This is a genomic window from Duganella sp. 1411 (assembly GCF_017833525.1).
Lineage (GTDB): Bacteria > Pseudomonadota > Gammaproteobacteria > Burkholderiales > Burkholderiaceae_D > Rugamonas.
Genome location: NZ_JAFICD010000001.1, coordinates 1,926,822 through 1,942,513 on the forward strand (window position 1 = coordinate 1,926,822; position 15,692 = coordinate 1,942,513).

Sequence of the window (15,692 nt, forward strand, 5' to 3'; positions counted from 1 at the left end):
TGACACCTACCATGAGTCCGCATGACCGCCGTCAAATTTGCGCGCGAATCCGACTCCTATACTGAACTCCCGACGTCAGCCGTAGACGCCCCTTCCCCGCGAGTTCATATGTCCACTGGTCACATCGTCACCGCAGCGACCGTCTTTTGGCTCGGCTTCGCATCGGCCGCGAGCGCCGCCGAACCGGAACCGGCGACCGGCGTGGTGACCGTCCAGACGGTGACGATCGCCGGCCACGATTTCTCCCAATACTTTCTGGCCGCCTGGCGCGACAAGGAAGGCAGCGAACACTACACGCTGTCGATCAACGAGCGCCCGTCGGCGCGCCTGGGCAGCGAGGTGTGGATCGGCTTCGCCCAGCGCCGCGTGTTCCAGACCCGGCTGCCGCCGGCCCGCGCGGCCATCCGCTCGCTGAGCGAGAACGCCGCCGAGACGGTCTGGCAAACGGTGCTGCAAACCGACGCCGAACGCAAGCTGATCCGCGACGCCGACCTGGCCCCCGACGAATTCTGACACCGCCACACCGAGGAGTCCGCCATGCCCGTCTTCCGTCCGCCACAACTTGCCCTGATCGTCCTGGCAATCGCCGGCGGCGCCGGCGCGACCGACATCGTCTACCAGCCGGTCAACCCGGCGTTCGGCGGCTATCCGGCCAACGGCCAGCACCTGCTGGCGACGGCGACCGCCACCAACAACCACGCCGGCAAGGACGGCCTGGGCCGCTCGCTGCTGGACCAGTCGCCGCTGGCCCAGTTCAACCAGACCCTCGAGCGCACCGTGCTGAGCCAACTGGCCGCCGCCGCCACCTCCAAGCTGACCGGCAGCGACGGCAAGCTGGTGCCCGGCACCTTCTCCACCGAAAACTTCACCATCAGCGTGACCGATCTGGGCGGCGGCATGTTGCGCATCACCACCACCGACAAGGCCACCGGCGCCGCCACCACCTTCGAGGTGGCGCAATGATGCCGGCGATCAAACGCGCCGCGCTGCTGGCCGCCACGGCCGCGCTGCTGTCGTCCGGCTGCGCCCTCACCCATCCGCCGTCGGCCGCGCGCGAGGACGCCCGCTTGACGCCGATGACCGCCGCGACCAGCGACCTGCGCAAGCTGCCGCCGCCCAGGGGCAAGGTGGCGGTGGCCGTGTACGGCATCCGCGACCAGACCGGCCAATACAAGCCGGCGCCGGACAGCTCGTTCTCCACCGCCGTCACGCAAGGGGCCTCGTCGATGCTGATCAAGGCGCTCCAGGAATCGGGCTGGTTCATCCCGGTCGAGCGCGAGAACCTGCAGAACCTGCTCACCGAGCGCAAGATCGTGCGCGCGCTGGAAATGCCGCAGCCGGCCGGCACGCCGGCGGTGCAGATTCCACCGCTGCTGGCGGCGTCGGTGCTGATCGAGGGCGGCATCACCGCCTTCGAAAGCAATGTGCGCACCGGCGGCGCCGGCGCCCGCTTTCTCGGCATCGGCGTCAGCACCCAGTACCGGGTCGACCAGGTCACCGTCAGCCTGCGCACCATCGACATCCGGGGCGGCCAGATCCTGCAGAGCGTGTCGACCACCAAGACCGTGTATGCGTACGAAGTGCACCCGAGCGTGTTCAAGTTCGTCAACGTCAAGGACTTGCTGGAGCTGGAGGGCGGCATGACGCGCAACGAACCGACCCAGCTGTGCGTGAACGAGGCGATCGAGGCCGGCGTGGCCCATCTGATCGTGCAGGGTGTGCGCGACGGCAACTGGGCGCTGCAAGACCCGGCGCGCTGGTCCGATCCCGTGGTGCAGCGCTACGCCACCGATCGCGACACCGCGTACCGCGCCGCCGGAGGCACGCCATGAACGCGCGGCTGGCGGCGCTCGCCGCCCTGCTCTCGGCGCCGCTGGCGATGGCCGGCGACCTGGCCGGGCCGGAGTTCACGACCGGCGGCTTGGCGGCCGCCGTCGTCCAGCGCGGCGACGCCAACACGGTGACGGCCGGCCAGAGCGGGCGCGAACTGCAGCTGGCAGCGTCGCAGCGCGGCCGGCACAACCAGGCGTCGGTGACGCAGCAGGGATCGTCCAACACGGTCGAGCTGCGGCAAAACGGCAACGACAACGACGCCACCGTCATCCAGGCGGGCGCCGGCAACAGCGCCGCCATCGACCAGCAAGGCAGCTTCAACAGCGCGCGTGTCGAACAGTACGGCCACGATGCCGGCGCGCGCGTGACCCAGACCGGCAACGGCAAGCGCGCCATTGTGATCCAGCACTAACCACCACCGAGGAGTTCCCATGAACTACGCAATATCCTGTGTCGCCGCCGGCTTGCTGCTCTCCGCCGGCGGCGCGTCGGCGCAATTCCAGACCACCGCCACGATCACGCACAACGGTGTCGACAACCAGTCCTATGTCGAGCAGCAAAACGTCAGCAGCGAGTCCAGCGTCGCCGTCGCGCAGACCGGCAACAACAACCGCGTCGGCGATCCGGGCGCCCGGACCGGCGGCATCCTGCAACGCGACACCAACCGCATGAACATCAATGTTGTGCAGCAAGGGGATAACAACCAGGCCGCGTTCTCGCAAATCCTCGGCGACTTCGACCTGGTCTTCATCAACCAGAACGGCAACGGCAACGTCGCCGCCGTGCGGCAGAACGACGTCTACGAGTCGGTCGTGCGGATCGACCAAAGCGGCGCCGGCAACGTGGTCGAGTCCGACGGCGCCGAATCGCTGGCCTTCGGTTTCCAGGCCAGCCAAAGCGGCAGCGACAACGCCCTCCGGCTCAACCGCGGCGGCTCGGCCTTCGGCGGCCCCCGTGTTTCACAGGACGGCATCGGCAACCGGGCCTTGTCCACGCAGGATCAGACCACCTTTGCCTTCGTCGAGATCAGCCAGGCAGGCATCGGCAACAATGCCACCGTCAGCCAGGTCAACGCCGAAGTCAGCACCGCCCGCATCACGCAGGTCGGCGATGGCTTCACCGCCAGCATCACGCAGACGGGCTCCGGCAACGACGCCACCATCTATCAGCACTGAGTCCCTCCACGTTTTGACCATCGCAAGGAGTCATCATGAAATACCCCGTCCACCCCGTCGCCCTCGGCCTGATGCTGGCCATTTCCAGCGCCTCCGGCGCGTTCGCGCAAACCGCGCCCAGCGCCACCGTTACGCAAAACGGCACCGGCAACCAGGCCTACGTCGAGCAGAACCAGGCCGGCGAGGACGCCACCGTCTCCATCGTTCAGACCGGCAATTACAATATGGTGGGCGATCCGGCCAGCCGCAGCGGCGGCATCCTGCAGCACAACACGCCCGGCATGATCGTCGCCGTCAGCCAGCAAGGCGACGCCAACCAACTGACGCTGCGGCACGACGAGGGCGGATTTTTCGGCTTCGCCTACGTCAACCAGTCCGGCACCGGCAACCGCGCCACGCTGCTGCAGAACGGCGCGTACGAGTCGACCATCCGGGTCGAGCAGCATGGCGAGCGCAACGTGATCGAGGACCGCGCCAACGACGTCGGCGCGCTCAGCTTCCGTCCGCAACAGTATGGATCGGACAATGTCATCACTGTCCGCCGCAGCCGCTCCGGGTATGCCGGACTGCCGATCCGTCAGGACGGCATCGGCAACCGCGCCACCGTCACGTACGACGACGCCTTCTATTCAGGCATCGCCATCAGCCAGACGGGTACGGACAACGAGGCGCGCGGCAGCTTGACGTCGACCGGCTTTGCGACCGAGGCCGAGATCCTGCAGAGCGGCGCCGGCAACCTGGCGGTCACCAACATCGTTGGCGGCGGCGGCGCGCTGACGACGCAAACGGGGACCGCCAACACGGCCACCATCGACCAGACCGCCGGCTCGAACACGGCGGCGATCAGCCAGCTCGGCAGCCTCAACGCGGCGTCGGTGACGCAGACGGGGCCGCTGTCGAACGCGCCTAACATCGCCTGGATCACGCAAGTGGGCGACGGCTTTGCCGCCAGCATCATGCAAACGGGCAGCGGCAACAGCGCGGGCATCTACCAGCATTGAGCGCTGACGCCAGGAGGTTGGCGATGTTGACGCGTAGGGCGCATCGATGGCAAGGCCTACCTGCCGGTAGGCCTTGAGAGGCGGAACGCCGTAATCCGCCAATACGTGCGCCGTCGAAACGCATGCATTGGCGGATTACGCTGCGCTAATCCGCCCTACGTGTTTCCGTAGTACGTCATGGCCGGGCCGTCGCGAACATCGCCGCCATCGCCGTGACGTCGCGCCCCACGCCGCGGTAGCCGACGAAGCGGCTGGCGTCGTCGAACATCGGCTCGCCGCTGACCTGCAAGTGCTGCACCTTGCCGTTGGCGGCCGTGCGCCGGTAGACGAAATCGAGGAACGGCTTGCGCTCGGCGATGTTGGCCTCCAGCGTCGCGCGCTCGGCCACGTCCCAGCCGCCGCCACCGCCGGCGCCGATGCCGACCATGTCCATCACCGGCCCCGACCAATGGGTCAGCTTGCCGTCGGCATCCTGCTCCCAGTACCAGTCGCTCGACAGCTCGGCGTAGCGCTGGAAACGCGCCTCGCTGGCGCGTAACTCGGCCGTGCGTTGCATCACCTGGTGTTCCAGCTGCTGGTTGTAGCGGTTCAGTTGCCGGTGCAACAGGCGCACCTCGAGCATGTTGTGGATGCGCGTCTCGACCTCGACCAGCTCGAACGGCTTGGCGACGAAGTCCTTGGCGCCGGCCTGCAACGCGCGCAGCTTGTGGCCCGGCTGCGCCGTCACCACCAGCACCGGCACATAGCCGTCCGGCTCGATGACCTTGAGCGCCTCGAGCACCTCGAAGCCGTCCATGCCCGGCATTTGCAGGTCCAGCAGGATCAGGTCGTAGTGGTTGGCCAGGTGCAGCCCGCTCACGGCGAACGGGTCCGTCGTGCTGGTGACCTGCGTGTAGCCGGCGTTGCCCAGCATTTGCTCGAGCAGCATGACGTTGGCCTGCTGGTCGTCGACGATCAGGATGTTGGCGTTTAATAACTGGGTGGCGTCAATCATGGCGTACTTCCTTATGGGCGGCGGCGAAGGCCAGCGCCAGGTCCAAGGCGTCCATGAACTGGGCCACGTTGATGGGTTTGGTCAGATAGCGGAAGAAACCGGCCTCCACGCCTTTTTCTATGTCGCGCGGCATGGCGTTGGCCGACAGCGCCATCACCGGGATGTGCGCGGTGGTGGCGTCCTCCTGCAGGATCTTGAGGCAGCCGAAGCCGCTCACGCCGGGCAGGTTGATGTCCATCAGGATCACGTCCGGCTGGTAGGTGCGCGCCAGCTGGATGCCGGCGTACCCGTCGACCGCGGTCAGCAGCTTGAGGTCGGGCCGGCGCGTGATCAGCTGTTCGACCAGGTTCAGGTTGGCCGGGTTGTCCTCCACGTACAGCAAGGTGCGCGGCGCGGCGTCGACGTGGGCGTCGCTGTAGGTGCTGGTGTCGAACGCGGCCAGCTCGAGCACCGGCTCGGCGCTGGCGGCCAGCTCGACCCAGAACGTGGTGCCGACGCCGAGCTCGCTGTCGACGCCGATGGCGCCGTGCATCAACTCAACCAGCTGCTTGGTGACCACCAGGCCGATGCCGGTGCCCTCCTCGCCGCCCTCCTCCTGGCCGAGGCGGTTGAACGGTTCGAACAGGTGCGCCATTTGTTCGTCGCTCAGGCCGGCGCCGGTGTCGGTCACGCCGACCCGCACCATGCCCTCGCTGCCTTCGCCGCAGGTCACCGTCACGCTGCCGCCGGCGCGGTTGTACTTGATGGCGTTCGACAGCAGGTTGATCATCACCTGCTTGACGCGGGTGCGGTCGGCGTGGACGAAGAACGGCCGCTCCATCTTGCTGAAGCGCAGCTGGATGCCGCGCTTTTGCGCCTGCGGCCCGACCATCGCCTGGCAATCCTTGAGCACGTCGGACAGGCCCATCGATTCCTGCGACATCGTCACCTTGCCCGATTCGATCATCGCCAGGTCGAGGATTTCGTTAATCAGTTGCAGCAGATACCAGCCGCCCTTGAGGATCTGGTCGATCGAGCGCAGCTGCGACGGCGTCGGCGGCGGCTTGTCCGACGCCAGCAGTTGCGCGAAGCCGAGCACGGCGTTGAGCGGCGTGCGCAGCTCGTGGCTCATGCTCGACAGGAACTCCGACTTGGCGCGGTTGGCCTTGTCGGCCGCCGCGCGCGCGGCCTCCAGTTCGATATTGGTCTCCTGCAGCGCCAGTTGCTGCTCGCGCAGCCGGGCGTCGAGCACGGCCTGCGCGTCCTCGACCTGCTTGCGGGCCGTGTTGTCGGTGCCGATCAGCAGGTAGCCGATGATCTTGTCGTCGCCGTCGCGCAAAGGGCTCACCGACACGATCGCCGGGAAGCGGCTGCCGTCCTTGCGCACATAGGTCAGCTCGTATGTGTCTTCGATGCCGCGCGACGCCTTGAACGCCAGCGCCTCGAAGCCGGGGCGGATCGGCGTGCCCAGCTCCAGGCTCAGCGCCTCGGCCCGCTCGATGATCTCCTGGGCGTCGGAAATGCCGGCCGGAGTGATCAGATTGACCACCTCGGCCGCGCTGTAGCCGTGCATGCGCTCGGCGCCGACGTTGAACAGCTGGATCACGCCCTGGGCGTCGGTGGCGATGCAGGAAAAATTGGCGCTCTTAAAAATCGCCTGCTGCAAGGCGTCGGCCTTGAGCAGCGGCGCGTCGACGGTCTGGTGGGGGCTCATTGCGATCCTTGGCGTTGCCGCACGTCTGACATCAGCCGCGCGAATTCTTTTTTGACGACGTCGTAGCATTCGCACACCTCGGCCTCCAGGCCGACCCGGTCGAGCACGGTGATGTGGCCGCGGCGGTAGCTGATGTAGCCGTTTTCCTGCAACTTGCCGGCGGCCACGGTGACGCCTTCGCGCCGCACGCCGAGCATGTTGGCGATCAATTCCTGCGTCATCGTCAGCTCGTTGCCGGGCAGGCGGTCGAGCGTGAGCAGCAGCCAGCGGCACAATTGCTGCTCGACCGTGTGATGGCGGTTGCAGACGGCCGTCTGCGACATCTGCGTCAGCAGCGCCTGCGTGTAGCGCAGCAGCAGCCGCATGACGGGGCCGGCGCGGTTGAACTCGTCCATGAGGATGTGCGACTTCAGGCGGTAGCCGTGGCCGGCCGTCTGCACCACGGCGCGGCTCGGCGTTGTATTTCCGCCCATAAACAAGGAAATGCCGAGGATGCCCTCGTTGCCGACGCCGGCGATCTCGGACGAGCCGCCGTTCTCCAGCACATAGTGCAGGGAAACAATCGCCGATGTTGGGAAATAGACATGTTGCAGCTGCCCGCCGGACTCGTACAGCACGTCGCCCAGCCGCATCATGATCGGTTCGAGGTGCGGCGACAGGCGCGCGAAATCGGACTCCAGCAAGGCGGCGAGCAGGTGGTTTTGGTTGGGATCGTTAAGACGCATGGAGAAACTTTTTTTTCCAGTCGTCAACTAGGCGGGCTTCGGGGACGGGGAACGAGGACCGTGCCGCACAATAACACATCCGGGGCGCCGGCCCCGCCGCCAGCCCGGGAAACGGCAAAAAATGCCCGCGCGACCCCGCCCAACGCAGGGGTTTCCGCCCCAGTCCGCCAGTATTGTCCTAAAATAAGCACTTGAGTGAACATGGCGACCGCGCCAGCGCACCATCCGCCCCGGGTTTCCGCAGACTATCCTGCGCCCCGGAACGGGAACATTACTTACACTACCCACTACCGTTTACAAGGGAATGACAATGTCAACACAAAAGTCAAAAATCATCTACACACTGACTGACGAGGCGCCGTTGCTGGCGACGTATTCCCTGCTACCCATTATCAAAAAGTTCACCGCGCCGGCCGGCGTCGACGTTGTCGCCAAAGATATTTCCGTCGCCGCCCGCGTGCTGGCCGAGTTCCCGGAATTCCTCACCGACGCGCAAAAAGTGCCGAACAACCTGGCCGAACTGGGCGCGCTGACCCTCAAGCCAGAAGCCAACATCATCAAGCTGCCCAACATCTCGGCCTCGGTGGCCCAGCTGCAGGCCGCCATCCGCGAACTGCAGGAAAAGGGCTACGCCCTGCCCGACTTCCCGGAAGACCCGAAGACCGACGAGGAAAAAGCCCTCAAGGCGCGCTACAGCAAGTGCACCGGCTCGGCCGTGAACCCGGTCCTGCGCGAAGGCAACTCCGACCGCCGCGCGCCGAAGGCCGTCAAGGAATACGCCCGCAAGCACCCGCACTCGATGGGCGAATGGAGCCAGGCTTCGCGCACCCACGTGTCGCACATGCACGGCGGCGACTTCTACCACGGTGAAAAGTCGATGACCCTGGACAAGGCGCGCAACGTCAAGATGGAACTGATCACCACCTCGGGCAAGGCCATCGTGCTCAAACCGAAGGTCGCGCTGCAAGCCGGCGAGATCATCGACTCCATGTTCATGAGCAAGAAAGCCCTGCTCGAGTTCTACGAGAAGGAAATCGACGACGCCTACAAGACCGGCGTGATGTTCTCGCTGCACGTCAAGGCGACGATGATGAAGGTGTCGCACCCGATCGTGTTCGGCCACTGCGTGCGCATCTTCTACAAGGACGCGTTCGAGAAGCACGCCAAGCTGTTCGAGGAACTGGGCGTGAACGTCAACAACGGCATGGTCAACCTGTACGACAAGATCGACAAGCTGCCGTCGTCGCAGAAAGAAGAGATCATGAAGGACCTGCACGCCTGCCTGGAGCACCGTCCCAAGCTGGCCATGGTCGACTCGGCCAAGGGCATCACCAACTTCCACTCGCCCAACGACGTCATCGTCGACGCCTCGATGCCGGCCATGATCCGCATCGGCGGCAAGATGTGGGGCGCCGACGGCCGCACCGCCGACGTCAAGGCGGTCATGCCGGAATCGACCTTCGCCCGCATCTACCAGGAGATGATCAACTTCTGCAAATGGCATGGCAACTTCGACCCGACCACCATGGGCACCGTGCCCAACGTCGGCCTGATGGCCCAGCAAGCCGAGGAATACGGCTCGCACGACAAGACGTTTGAAGTGGCCGAAGGCGGCATCGCCAACATCACCGACCTCGACACGGGCGAAGTGCTGCTGACCCAGACCGTGGAAGCGGGCGACATCTGGCGCATGTGCCAGGTCAAGGACGCGCCGATCCGCGACTGGGTCAAGCTGGCCGTCACCCGCGCGCGCCAGTCCGGCATGCCGGCCGTGTTCTGGCTCGACACCTACCGTCCGCACGAAGCCGAAGTGATCAAGAAGGTGCAGCTGTACCTCAAGGACCACGACACCAGCGGCCTGGAAATCCACATCATGTCGCAGACCCGCGCCATGCGCTACACCTTGGAGCGCGTCTCGCGCGGCCTGGACACCATCTCGGTGACCGGCAACATCCTGCGCGACTACCTGACCGACCTGTTCCCGATCCTGGAACTGGGCACCAGCGCCAAGATGCTGTCGATCGTGCCGCTGATGGCCGGTGGCGGCATGTACGAAACCGGCGCCGGCGGTTCGGCACCGAAGCACGTCAAGCAGCTGGTGGAGGAAAACCACCTGCGCTGGGATTCGCTGGGCGAGTTCCTGGCGCTGGCCGTCTCGCTGGAAGAGCTGGGCATCAAGGAAGGCAACGCCAAGGCCAAGATCCTGGCGCAGACCTTGGACGTGGCCACCGGCAAGCTGCTCGACAACAGCAAATCGCCATCGTCGCGCACCGGCGAGCTGGACAACCGTGGCAGCCACTTCTACCTGGCGCTGTACTGGGCCCAGGCGCTGGCCGCCCAGACCGACGACGCCGAGCTGCAAGCGCACTTCGCGCCGCTGGCCAAGGCGCTGGCCGACAACGAAGGCAAGATCGTCGGCGAGTTGAAGGATGTGCAGGGCAAGCCGAGCGACATCGGCGGCTACTACTATCCGGACCCGGCCAAGACCGAAGCGATCATGCGTCCTAGCGCCAGCTTCAACGCGGCGCTCGACAGCATCTGACGATAAGCTGGACAACGGCGCGGCGCCTGGCGCCGCGCCAGCATAGCAAAAAGGGAAGCCTGCGGGCTTCCCTTTTTTATGTCGGCGTCGGCACGGCCTCGATATCGAACGGACGGGTCCGATCCTTAACAATCCGGTCAGTCCATTAAGCCTATGCGCCTCATCATTTCGAAAACGAGGTTGGTAGCGAGAAGAATCATTCAACGCCGGCGACTGGAACCGGTTCGTATCTCTCGTACGTTGCATGGGCTCGACCTCCTTGTTCGTCAGGCCTATCCCCGCCCTAACGCGGCGATGGCGTCGCCAAGATATTGGCCAGTGGTGTCACCAGGCGGCGTTTTCCAGACTCTAGGAAAGTTTCGACAATATTATCGATTGCAACGTCTGCTTGCGCCCCAAAGCGGCCCCTCGCTGCTCCCGCCAGAGCGGCCACCCATCGCGCTCCCTCTAGGAGTATGCACAGGGGTGGGCCGCGCAGCTCCTTGTAGCAAAAGCCCGATTTTCCGCCCTGTTTTTCCCTATTTTCCCCGCGATTGAACTATCGCCGCGCTTCCCGGTCCAAATATGACAAAGCAGAACAAAATAGGGGAGAAAACCGGATGAATACCACAGTGACCGTGCAGGTGCCTACCGATACCCTGCTCCGCCTCATAGAAAAGCTGCGCCGCCGTGGCGGTTCGCAGGACATTTCGGAAGCCATGACGAAGGCCGTCGAATGCTGGCTGGAAGACCCGGCCAGATTCGCGCCCGGCGCGGACCCTGAGGACATGCACGGCTATCAATGGAAATCACTGTTTCTTCCCGCAGGCACCGTGTTGAAATCGTGGAGCTACGGCGAAAACAACTACGCGCGCGTTGAAGGCGATCAGATCATCCACAATGGCCGCGCGGTGTCGCCCAACCAGTTCGCGCAATCGTTCGCGCGCTCGACGCGCAATGCGTGGCAGGACTTATTCATCCGCCGTCCGGGCGACAAGACCTTCAAACTAGCATGTCGACTGCGCGATGAACTGATCGCTGCGGCGAAGCCGGACGCCGCCATGCCAACCGCTACGATCCCGACTGGCTCCACCGCAGTGCCGCCGCTGGCGGTTGGATCGACGGCAACCTTGCCCGCGCCGCAGGCCCCGTCCCCGGTTGGCCAGCCACCGCGCAACACCGACCGCGAGCCCGGATGGGACTTGCCGGAGCGCAGAAAATTCCGCTATCGGCTGGAAGACGTCGCCTATTAATTCAGCAAAATCCGAATGCAATGATCGAGGAACGTCGCCTCTTGGCCGAATTCAGGCAAGATGAATTGTAGCTCAGGGCGCTCGGCCGTGTTCTTTGCTCCATTCGTCTAAGATTGTGATCGCCGCATGGACTTGTTCTAATTTACTACTTTTAAACCAGGAAAAATTGGGCTCCGAGTAACTATGACAATAGACAGACTGCTCATCCGGAGTTTTCCCTAGAAACGTCGACCGCAGGATATCCATAATCACCCGCGCCTTTACAAAAGCGACAGGATCGGCACCAGAGTGTGGCAACGGAAACAGCGGAACGAGTTCAGCAAACCGACGATCAATTCCAGCGATCAGCTCGTGGTTTTCGTTTAGCCAAGCGTCGTATCGGGAACGCCGTGTGCCTTCGCTATCCGGATCTATGCGGTTACAGTAACGCAGAATGGCTTCGGGAGCCACGCGCCAACCCTCGATAGCGCCCAACTGAGTTTGGATGCGATAGCTTTCTTCGCTCGCCAAGACATTCATTGGATGGATCAAAATGGCGAGCAGGCCGACGGCGAATTTACGGAAAAAAAACATGCTGAGGGGCATTCAAATGGTTTCTGAGTATGGGACTATGGGACGGATTAAAACGGCCGCTTCTGGCCGGTTACAGCCTATCCGAAAACCCTAGTGTGCCAATACATCTGCGGAGATGCAAACCACATTTCGTTCTTGGCGTTTTTGAACTGGGCAAGCTGCTTCATGGGCATCTGGTAACGAAAAAATAGCGCCAGCAAGTCTCTTAGGATGCTTGACTCAGCCTCAGTGATTTCACCACGAGTGTATCGTGCTCCCACCGCATGACGCCTGGAATTTGCATGGCCCACTCGAACAAATGCCGCTCATCAAGCTGAGAGCCGAAGGTGACGCCAGAACAATCGAGCCGAACTATCAATTCTGCACCTTATTTTCGAATAGCACCTTCTGGCCGCATTCGACCATGAGCAAGGATAGCATCTTCCCCAGAGAAAAAGCTCATCAATTACCACTCACCTTCGGATACGGCTGTCGCCCGACGAGCGCATAGTAGCGCTTCAATCAGGAGGTCAATCATGAACAATCTAGTGACAGGTTCTCCAAGCCCGTGTACGCCTTGGAACAAGGGCAAGTTGGTGGGGCAAAAAAAAAGCACCGCTGCGCGTAAGCGAAATATGGGCAATTCGAGTTCGCGTGGAAATCTTCGGTAGGGTGCGTGACTTGGCACTCTTCAACTTGGCCATCGACAGCAAATTGCGTGGTTGCGACTTAGTCCAGCTGCGCGTCAACGATGTCTGCCATGGAGGCCATGTGGCAGCGCGGGCCAGCGTGATGCAGCAGAAGACCAAACAACCCGTCCAGTTCGAACTCACCGCAGGAACGAGGAAAAGCTTGGGGGACTGGATAGCAGCAGCGTCCCTGCACCATGCCGATTTTCTTTTTCCCAGTCGAATCACGGAATCGCCGCATATTTCGACTAGGCAGTATGCGCGTATTGTTCACCAATGGTTCGACGAAATAGGCTTGGACCCGACGGCATACAGCACGCACACGATGCGCCGGACAAAGCCCACACTCATCTACCGACGCACAAAAAATTTGCGTGCGGTGCAGCTGTTGCTGGGCCATTACGGACATTTATTTCCGTCACATTTAGGCGCTATGCCCTGGTTGCATCGAACGCCAGTGTGGTTACCGGCGAACTGAAATCAACTAAACCGAGCATCGACTCAATCGATTGCGACTAACGGCAAAGCAACTGCTGGCCCAGCGCTACCGCATCGTCCAACGTCTCAAGCACAGACGGTCCCTCCCATTCGCGCCAGCCCGCAGCAGTGCGCTCATAAACGGTGAGCCGATGTGAACCGTCACGTGCTTGAGTGGCCCTCGCAAAGCGCAGCCCATCAGGTGACAGTTGCGACCACCGCTCAGGCTCTTGCCGGTTGCTGATGAAAAGCGCGCTGCCGTCGATTTCGGTCCACATTTCGTAATCGCGCGAATCGACTTTCGCATCGAAACCATACGTTCCAGGCGCACTTTCTCCGGCGCGCCGCTTCGCCGCATCTGCACTGACTTTAAGCAACCATCGTATAGGGTTCATTCAGAATGAGCGTGGGCTTGAGTTTGTTTTCTAGAAGCGGAAAGGCATGGGCGACTAACTGGGAGCTCTGCCTGATCGCGGTTGATTGTACGTCGGCTCCTTGCCGGTTGCCGGCTGGGAGGCCGTCTGTTCAATTTTCGGTCCAATACACCTCGACCTTATCTATATCCAGACCTTCTGTTTCAGGTACTTCTTGAATCTCTTCAACGTTGATTACCGGACGCGGGAAAGGTCCAACTGCCTGTAAAAGCTCTGGAGCAAGCACCCTCGCTATCGCGCAGGCTCTTGAGAAGGCGTCGTCGGGATCATCGGCACGAACGAACCCCGCGATTTCGCAGTCTTGTCTTTTACCAATTTTCATGAAGCCCCAGCCTACTGCCGACACCTGCCATACGCGCATGTTTCCCCTGCACTTCCTCGATTAAATTCCAGTCGGATCTGTTCGCCAGAGGCCGCTAATGGCCGGTTGCGGTCGTCACCGCGATAAGGCGCCCGCATTCACTACGTCGCGTCCTCGGCCGCCTTACTGCGCTTCTTCGCCATGACCGGATGAGGCGTCTCGTGCCGAGCCAGCATGGCTGCATACTCCTGTGACTTGCGTACCTTGGTCTCTGGCATTTTTGCTGTCTGCACCCGGAACAGCACCGCATAACGACTTTGCGAATTGAGCGTGGCGAAAAATTCGGCGGCCCCGGGGTGGTCGGCGAAAGCGGCATCAAGTTCGGGCGGCACGCTCGCCATGCTAGCCGAATCGTATGCGGCATCCCATCGACCATCTTGTTTCGCTCCCTCGATTTCAGCCAGGCCGCTCGGTTGCATCTTCCCCTCCTCGATATACCTCAGCACCTTCTCGCGATTGACCTTGGACCATAGGCTGCGAGGACGACGCGGTGTCCAGCGCTGCAAATAGTGATGCTGGTCGAGCGAACGCTTCTGGCCATCGATCCAGCCGAAGCACAGCGCAACTTCCAACGCCTCTTGATAGCTTACGCTAGGGACCGGAGCCCCTTTCTTCGCGTGCCGCAGCCACACCCCGTCAGAGCCATCGTGGTGGGCCGCCAGCCACTGCGCAAACGCTCCCTGGGATGGGAACAGCATCGCTTCAATATCCGCTGCCATCGAGTTACTCCGACGCTCAGGAACGCTTGCGACGCCGAGCTTCGACCCCCATCAACGCCAAGCCAGCCAGAAGCATTGCATAGTTGCCAGGCTCCGGGACCGGGGAGACGTCCTGGCCAGGGAAGCCGGGAGCGGGATAAGTATCGGTCAGGTCGAGGACAAGCCTCGTCGATGTCGTTACATCAAGATTTTCGAAATTCAAGAACAACTGATTCGACGCGACGTAGATACGGTCTGCGGTGAATTCATCCCAATTGGTGGCCGCATTGATCATGAAATTGGGTATACGCCGCTCAGTGTCAAACGACAAATTAATACCATTGAACGGCACTTCGCTGAACCGTTGGTGATCAAACTGTCCAGCGAAACCATCGATGACGATTTGCGTGTCATTGATGTGTACCGAGAAAAAGTAAGGGCGAGTGAAAGTTACGCCATCATCGGTGACCTGACCATGGCCAAAAAACCCGCCGTTATTGGCGACGGTCGACATGTCAGGAAACAAATGGAACGCTGATACGAGATCTCCGCTCATGCCTGCAAATGCAGGGCCTGCACTGAGCACAGTAAAGGCAACAGAGCAAAGAGACACACGCAGAAGTTTGAAAAAATTCATAAGTTTTAAGGCCCCATTTGAGCTGGTTGGCAATCTAAATTGTCTATTCGACAACTCGATTGTAGCACAAAGACACCTTATGAATTTTATACAAATATTTCACGCCGCCACTGGCATCACGGCAAGCAAGGCAGGCGCTCAGCGCACCGACGAATACGGGGTCGGCTCCAGGAACGAATTCTCGATGCGCTCGACGATGATGCCGTCGGCCTCCGACGCCGCGCGCGCGGCCACCCATTCCGGATCGGTGGCGAAAGCGGTCCACTTGGCCTCACGCTGGGCCAGGCTTTCCCACTTCAGCAGATAGGTCAGCGTCTGGTTGCTGGCGCCGACCACGGTGGTGAAAAAGCCGGCCTGCTCGATGCCATGCTTTTGAAACAGCGCCAAGGTCACCCGCGTGAAGCGCTGGTGCAGCGCCGGCAGGCGGCCGGGAGCGCAATGGTAGACGCGCAATTCATAAATCATTCAACTCTCCTTGGAAAAATTGGGGGACGGCATGCATGTCACCGGCTTTCGTAGGGCGGATTAGGCGAGACGCCGTAATCCGCCATGAGCCGCCGACGGCGCTTGGCGGATTACGCTGCGCTAATCCGCCCTACGTGATTCCGATCAACGCTAAATTTAGCACCGCGCAAGAGTTTATACGGAA

General features: G+C 62.2%; 17 protein-coding genes and 1 pseudogene. 9 read left to right on the forward strand and 9 right to left on the reverse strand.

Going from position 1 to position 15,692, the window contains the following annotated elements; translation table 11 throughout:
- Positions 1–108 precede the first annotated feature (108 nt).
- Genes JOD97_RS07830 through JOD97_RS07855 form a run of 6 tightly spaced genes read left to right on the forward strand, consistent with a single transcriptional unit; the run spans position 109 to position 4,009 of the window.
- Entirely contained in the window at positions 109–513 is a 405-nt protein-coding gene (locus tag JOD97_RS07830; protein ID WP_209714919.1) for a CsgE family curli-type amyloid fiber assembly protein, read from the forward strand.
- A gap of 24 nt (positions 514–537) precedes the next feature.
- The gene (locus JOD97_RS07835) at positions 538–963 is read left to right on the forward strand and encodes a curli assembly protein CsgF (RefSeq protein WP_209714922.1); all 426 of its coding nucleotides are present in this window, start codon (positions 538–540) and stop codon (positions 961–963) included.
- Positions 960–1,832, forward strand: coding sequence for a CsgG/HfaB family protein (locus JOD97_RS07840; protein ID WP_209714925.1), 873 nt, complete (start codon positions 960–962; stop codon positions 1,830–1,832). The genes JOD97_RS07835 and JOD97_RS07840 overlap by 4 nt, the downstream gene beginning before the upstream one ends.
- Positions 1,829–2,245: a hypothetical protein gene (locus tag JOD97_RS07845; RefSeq protein ID WP_209714927.1), complete on the forward strand. Its 417-nt coding sequence runs from the start codon at positions 1,829–1,831 to the stop codon at positions 2,243–2,245. Before JOD97_RS07840 ends, JOD97_RS07845 begins: the two co-directional genes overlap by 4 nt.
- A gap of 19 nt (positions 2,246–2,264) precedes the next feature.
- Positions 2,265–3,008: a hypothetical protein gene (locus JOD97_RS07850; RefSeq protein WP_209714930.1), complete on the forward strand. Its 744-nt coding sequence runs from the start codon at positions 2,265–2,267 to the stop codon at positions 3,006–3,008.
- A gap of 35 nt (positions 3,009–3,043) precedes the next feature.
- Positions 3,044–4,009, forward strand: coding sequence for a hypothetical protein (locus JOD97_RS07855; protein ID WP_209714933.1), 966 nt, complete (start codon positions 3,044–3,046; stop codon positions 4,007–4,009).
- A gap of 175 nt (positions 4,010–4,184) precedes the next feature.
- Here JOD97_RS07855 and JOD97_RS07860 read toward each other — a convergent pair whose 3' ends face one another.
- Genes JOD97_RS07860 through JOD97_RS07870 form a run of 3 tightly spaced genes read right to left on the reverse strand, consistent with a single transcriptional unit; the run spans position 4,185 to position 7,421 of the window.
- Positions 4,185–5,003, reverse strand: coding sequence for a response regulator (locus JOD97_RS07860; protein WP_209714935.1), 819 nt, complete (start codon positions 5,001–5,003; stop codon positions 4,185–4,187).
- A complete protein-coding gene (locus tag JOD97_RS07865) occupies positions 4,996–6,696 on the reverse strand; it encodes a hybrid sensor histidine kinase/response regulator (protein WP_209714937.1) in 1,701 nt (566 codons plus the stop codon). The genes JOD97_RS07860 and JOD97_RS07865 overlap by 8 nt, the downstream gene beginning before the upstream one ends.
- Positions 6,693–7,421 carry a Crp/Fnr family transcriptional regulator gene (locus JOD97_RS07870; protein ID WP_209714940.1) on the reverse strand — a complete coding sequence of 243 codons (729 nt, stop codon included), beginning with the start codon at positions 7,419–7,421 and terminating at the stop codon, positions 6,693–6,695. Before JOD97_RS07870 ends, JOD97_RS07865 begins: the two co-directional genes overlap by 4 nt.
- A gap of 310 nt (positions 7,422–7,731) precedes the next feature.
- Between JOD97_RS07870 and JOD97_RS07875 the strand changes: the two genes are divergently transcribed.
- Both JOD97_RS07875 and JOD97_RS07880 read left to right on the forward strand, forming a co-directional pair.
- Positions 7,732–9,963 (forward strand): NADP-dependent isocitrate dehydrogenase, encoded by a 2,232-nt coding sequence (locus JOD97_RS07875; protein ID WP_209714943.1) that lies wholly within the window; start codon positions 7,732–7,734, stop codon positions 9,961–9,963.
- A gap of 599 nt (positions 9,964–10,562) precedes the next feature.
- Positions 10,563–11,195, forward strand: coding sequence for a hypothetical protein (locus tag JOD97_RS07880; RefSeq protein WP_209714946.1), 633 nt, complete (start codon positions 10,563–10,565; stop codon positions 11,193–11,195).
- Between the two features lie 72 nt (positions 11,196–11,267).
- On the opposite strand, the gene JOD97_RS07885 is transcribed toward JOD97_RS07880, so the two are convergent.
- The gene (locus JOD97_RS07885; RefSeq protein ID WP_209714948.1) at positions 11,268–11,780 is read right to left on the reverse strand and encodes a hypothetical protein; all 513 of its coding nucleotides are present in this window, start codon (positions 11,778–11,780) and stop codon (positions 11,268–11,270) included.
- Between the two features lie 503 nt (positions 11,781–12,283).
- Here JOD97_RS07885 and JOD97_RS07890 point away from each other — a divergent pair.
- Positions 12,284–12,914: pseudogene (locus JOD97_RS07890) on the forward strand (tyrosine-type recombinase/integrase).
- Between the two features lie 37 nt (positions 12,915–12,951).
- Here JOD97_RS07890 and JOD97_RS07895 read toward each other — a convergent pair.
- The 5 genes from JOD97_RS07895 to JOD97_RS07915 form a co-directional block, all read right to left on the reverse strand.
- Positions 12,952–13,308 (reverse strand): hypothetical protein, encoded by a 357-nt coding sequence (locus JOD97_RS07895; RefSeq protein WP_209714951.1) that lies wholly within the window; start codon positions 13,306–13,308, stop codon positions 12,952–12,954.
- 130 nt (positions 13,309–13,438) lie between these two features.
- Complete coding sequence (locus JOD97_RS07900; protein ID WP_209714954.1) at positions 13,439–13,708, reverse strand: hypothetical protein; 270 nt, start codon at positions 13,706–13,708, stop codon at positions 13,439–13,441.
- A gap of 101 nt (positions 13,709–13,809) precedes the next feature.
- A complete protein-coding gene (locus JOD97_RS07905; protein WP_209714957.1) occupies positions 13,810–14,427 on the reverse strand; it encodes a YdeI family protein in 618 nt (205 codons plus the stop codon).
- 16 nt (positions 14,428–14,443) lie between these two features.
- The gene (locus tag JOD97_RS32600; protein WP_229264225.1) at positions 14,444–15,043 is read right to left on the reverse strand and encodes a PEP-CTERM sorting domain-containing protein; all 600 of its coding nucleotides are present in this window, start codon (positions 15,041–15,043) and stop codon (positions 14,444–14,446) included.
- 138 nt (positions 15,044–15,181) lie between these two features.
- On the reverse strand, positions 15,182–15,508 hold the full coding sequence (locus JOD97_RS07915; RefSeq protein ID WP_209714960.1) for an NIPSNAP family protein: 327 nt from the start codon (positions 15,506–15,508) through the stop codon (positions 15,182–15,184).
- Positions 15,509–15,692 lie beyond the last annotated feature (184 nt).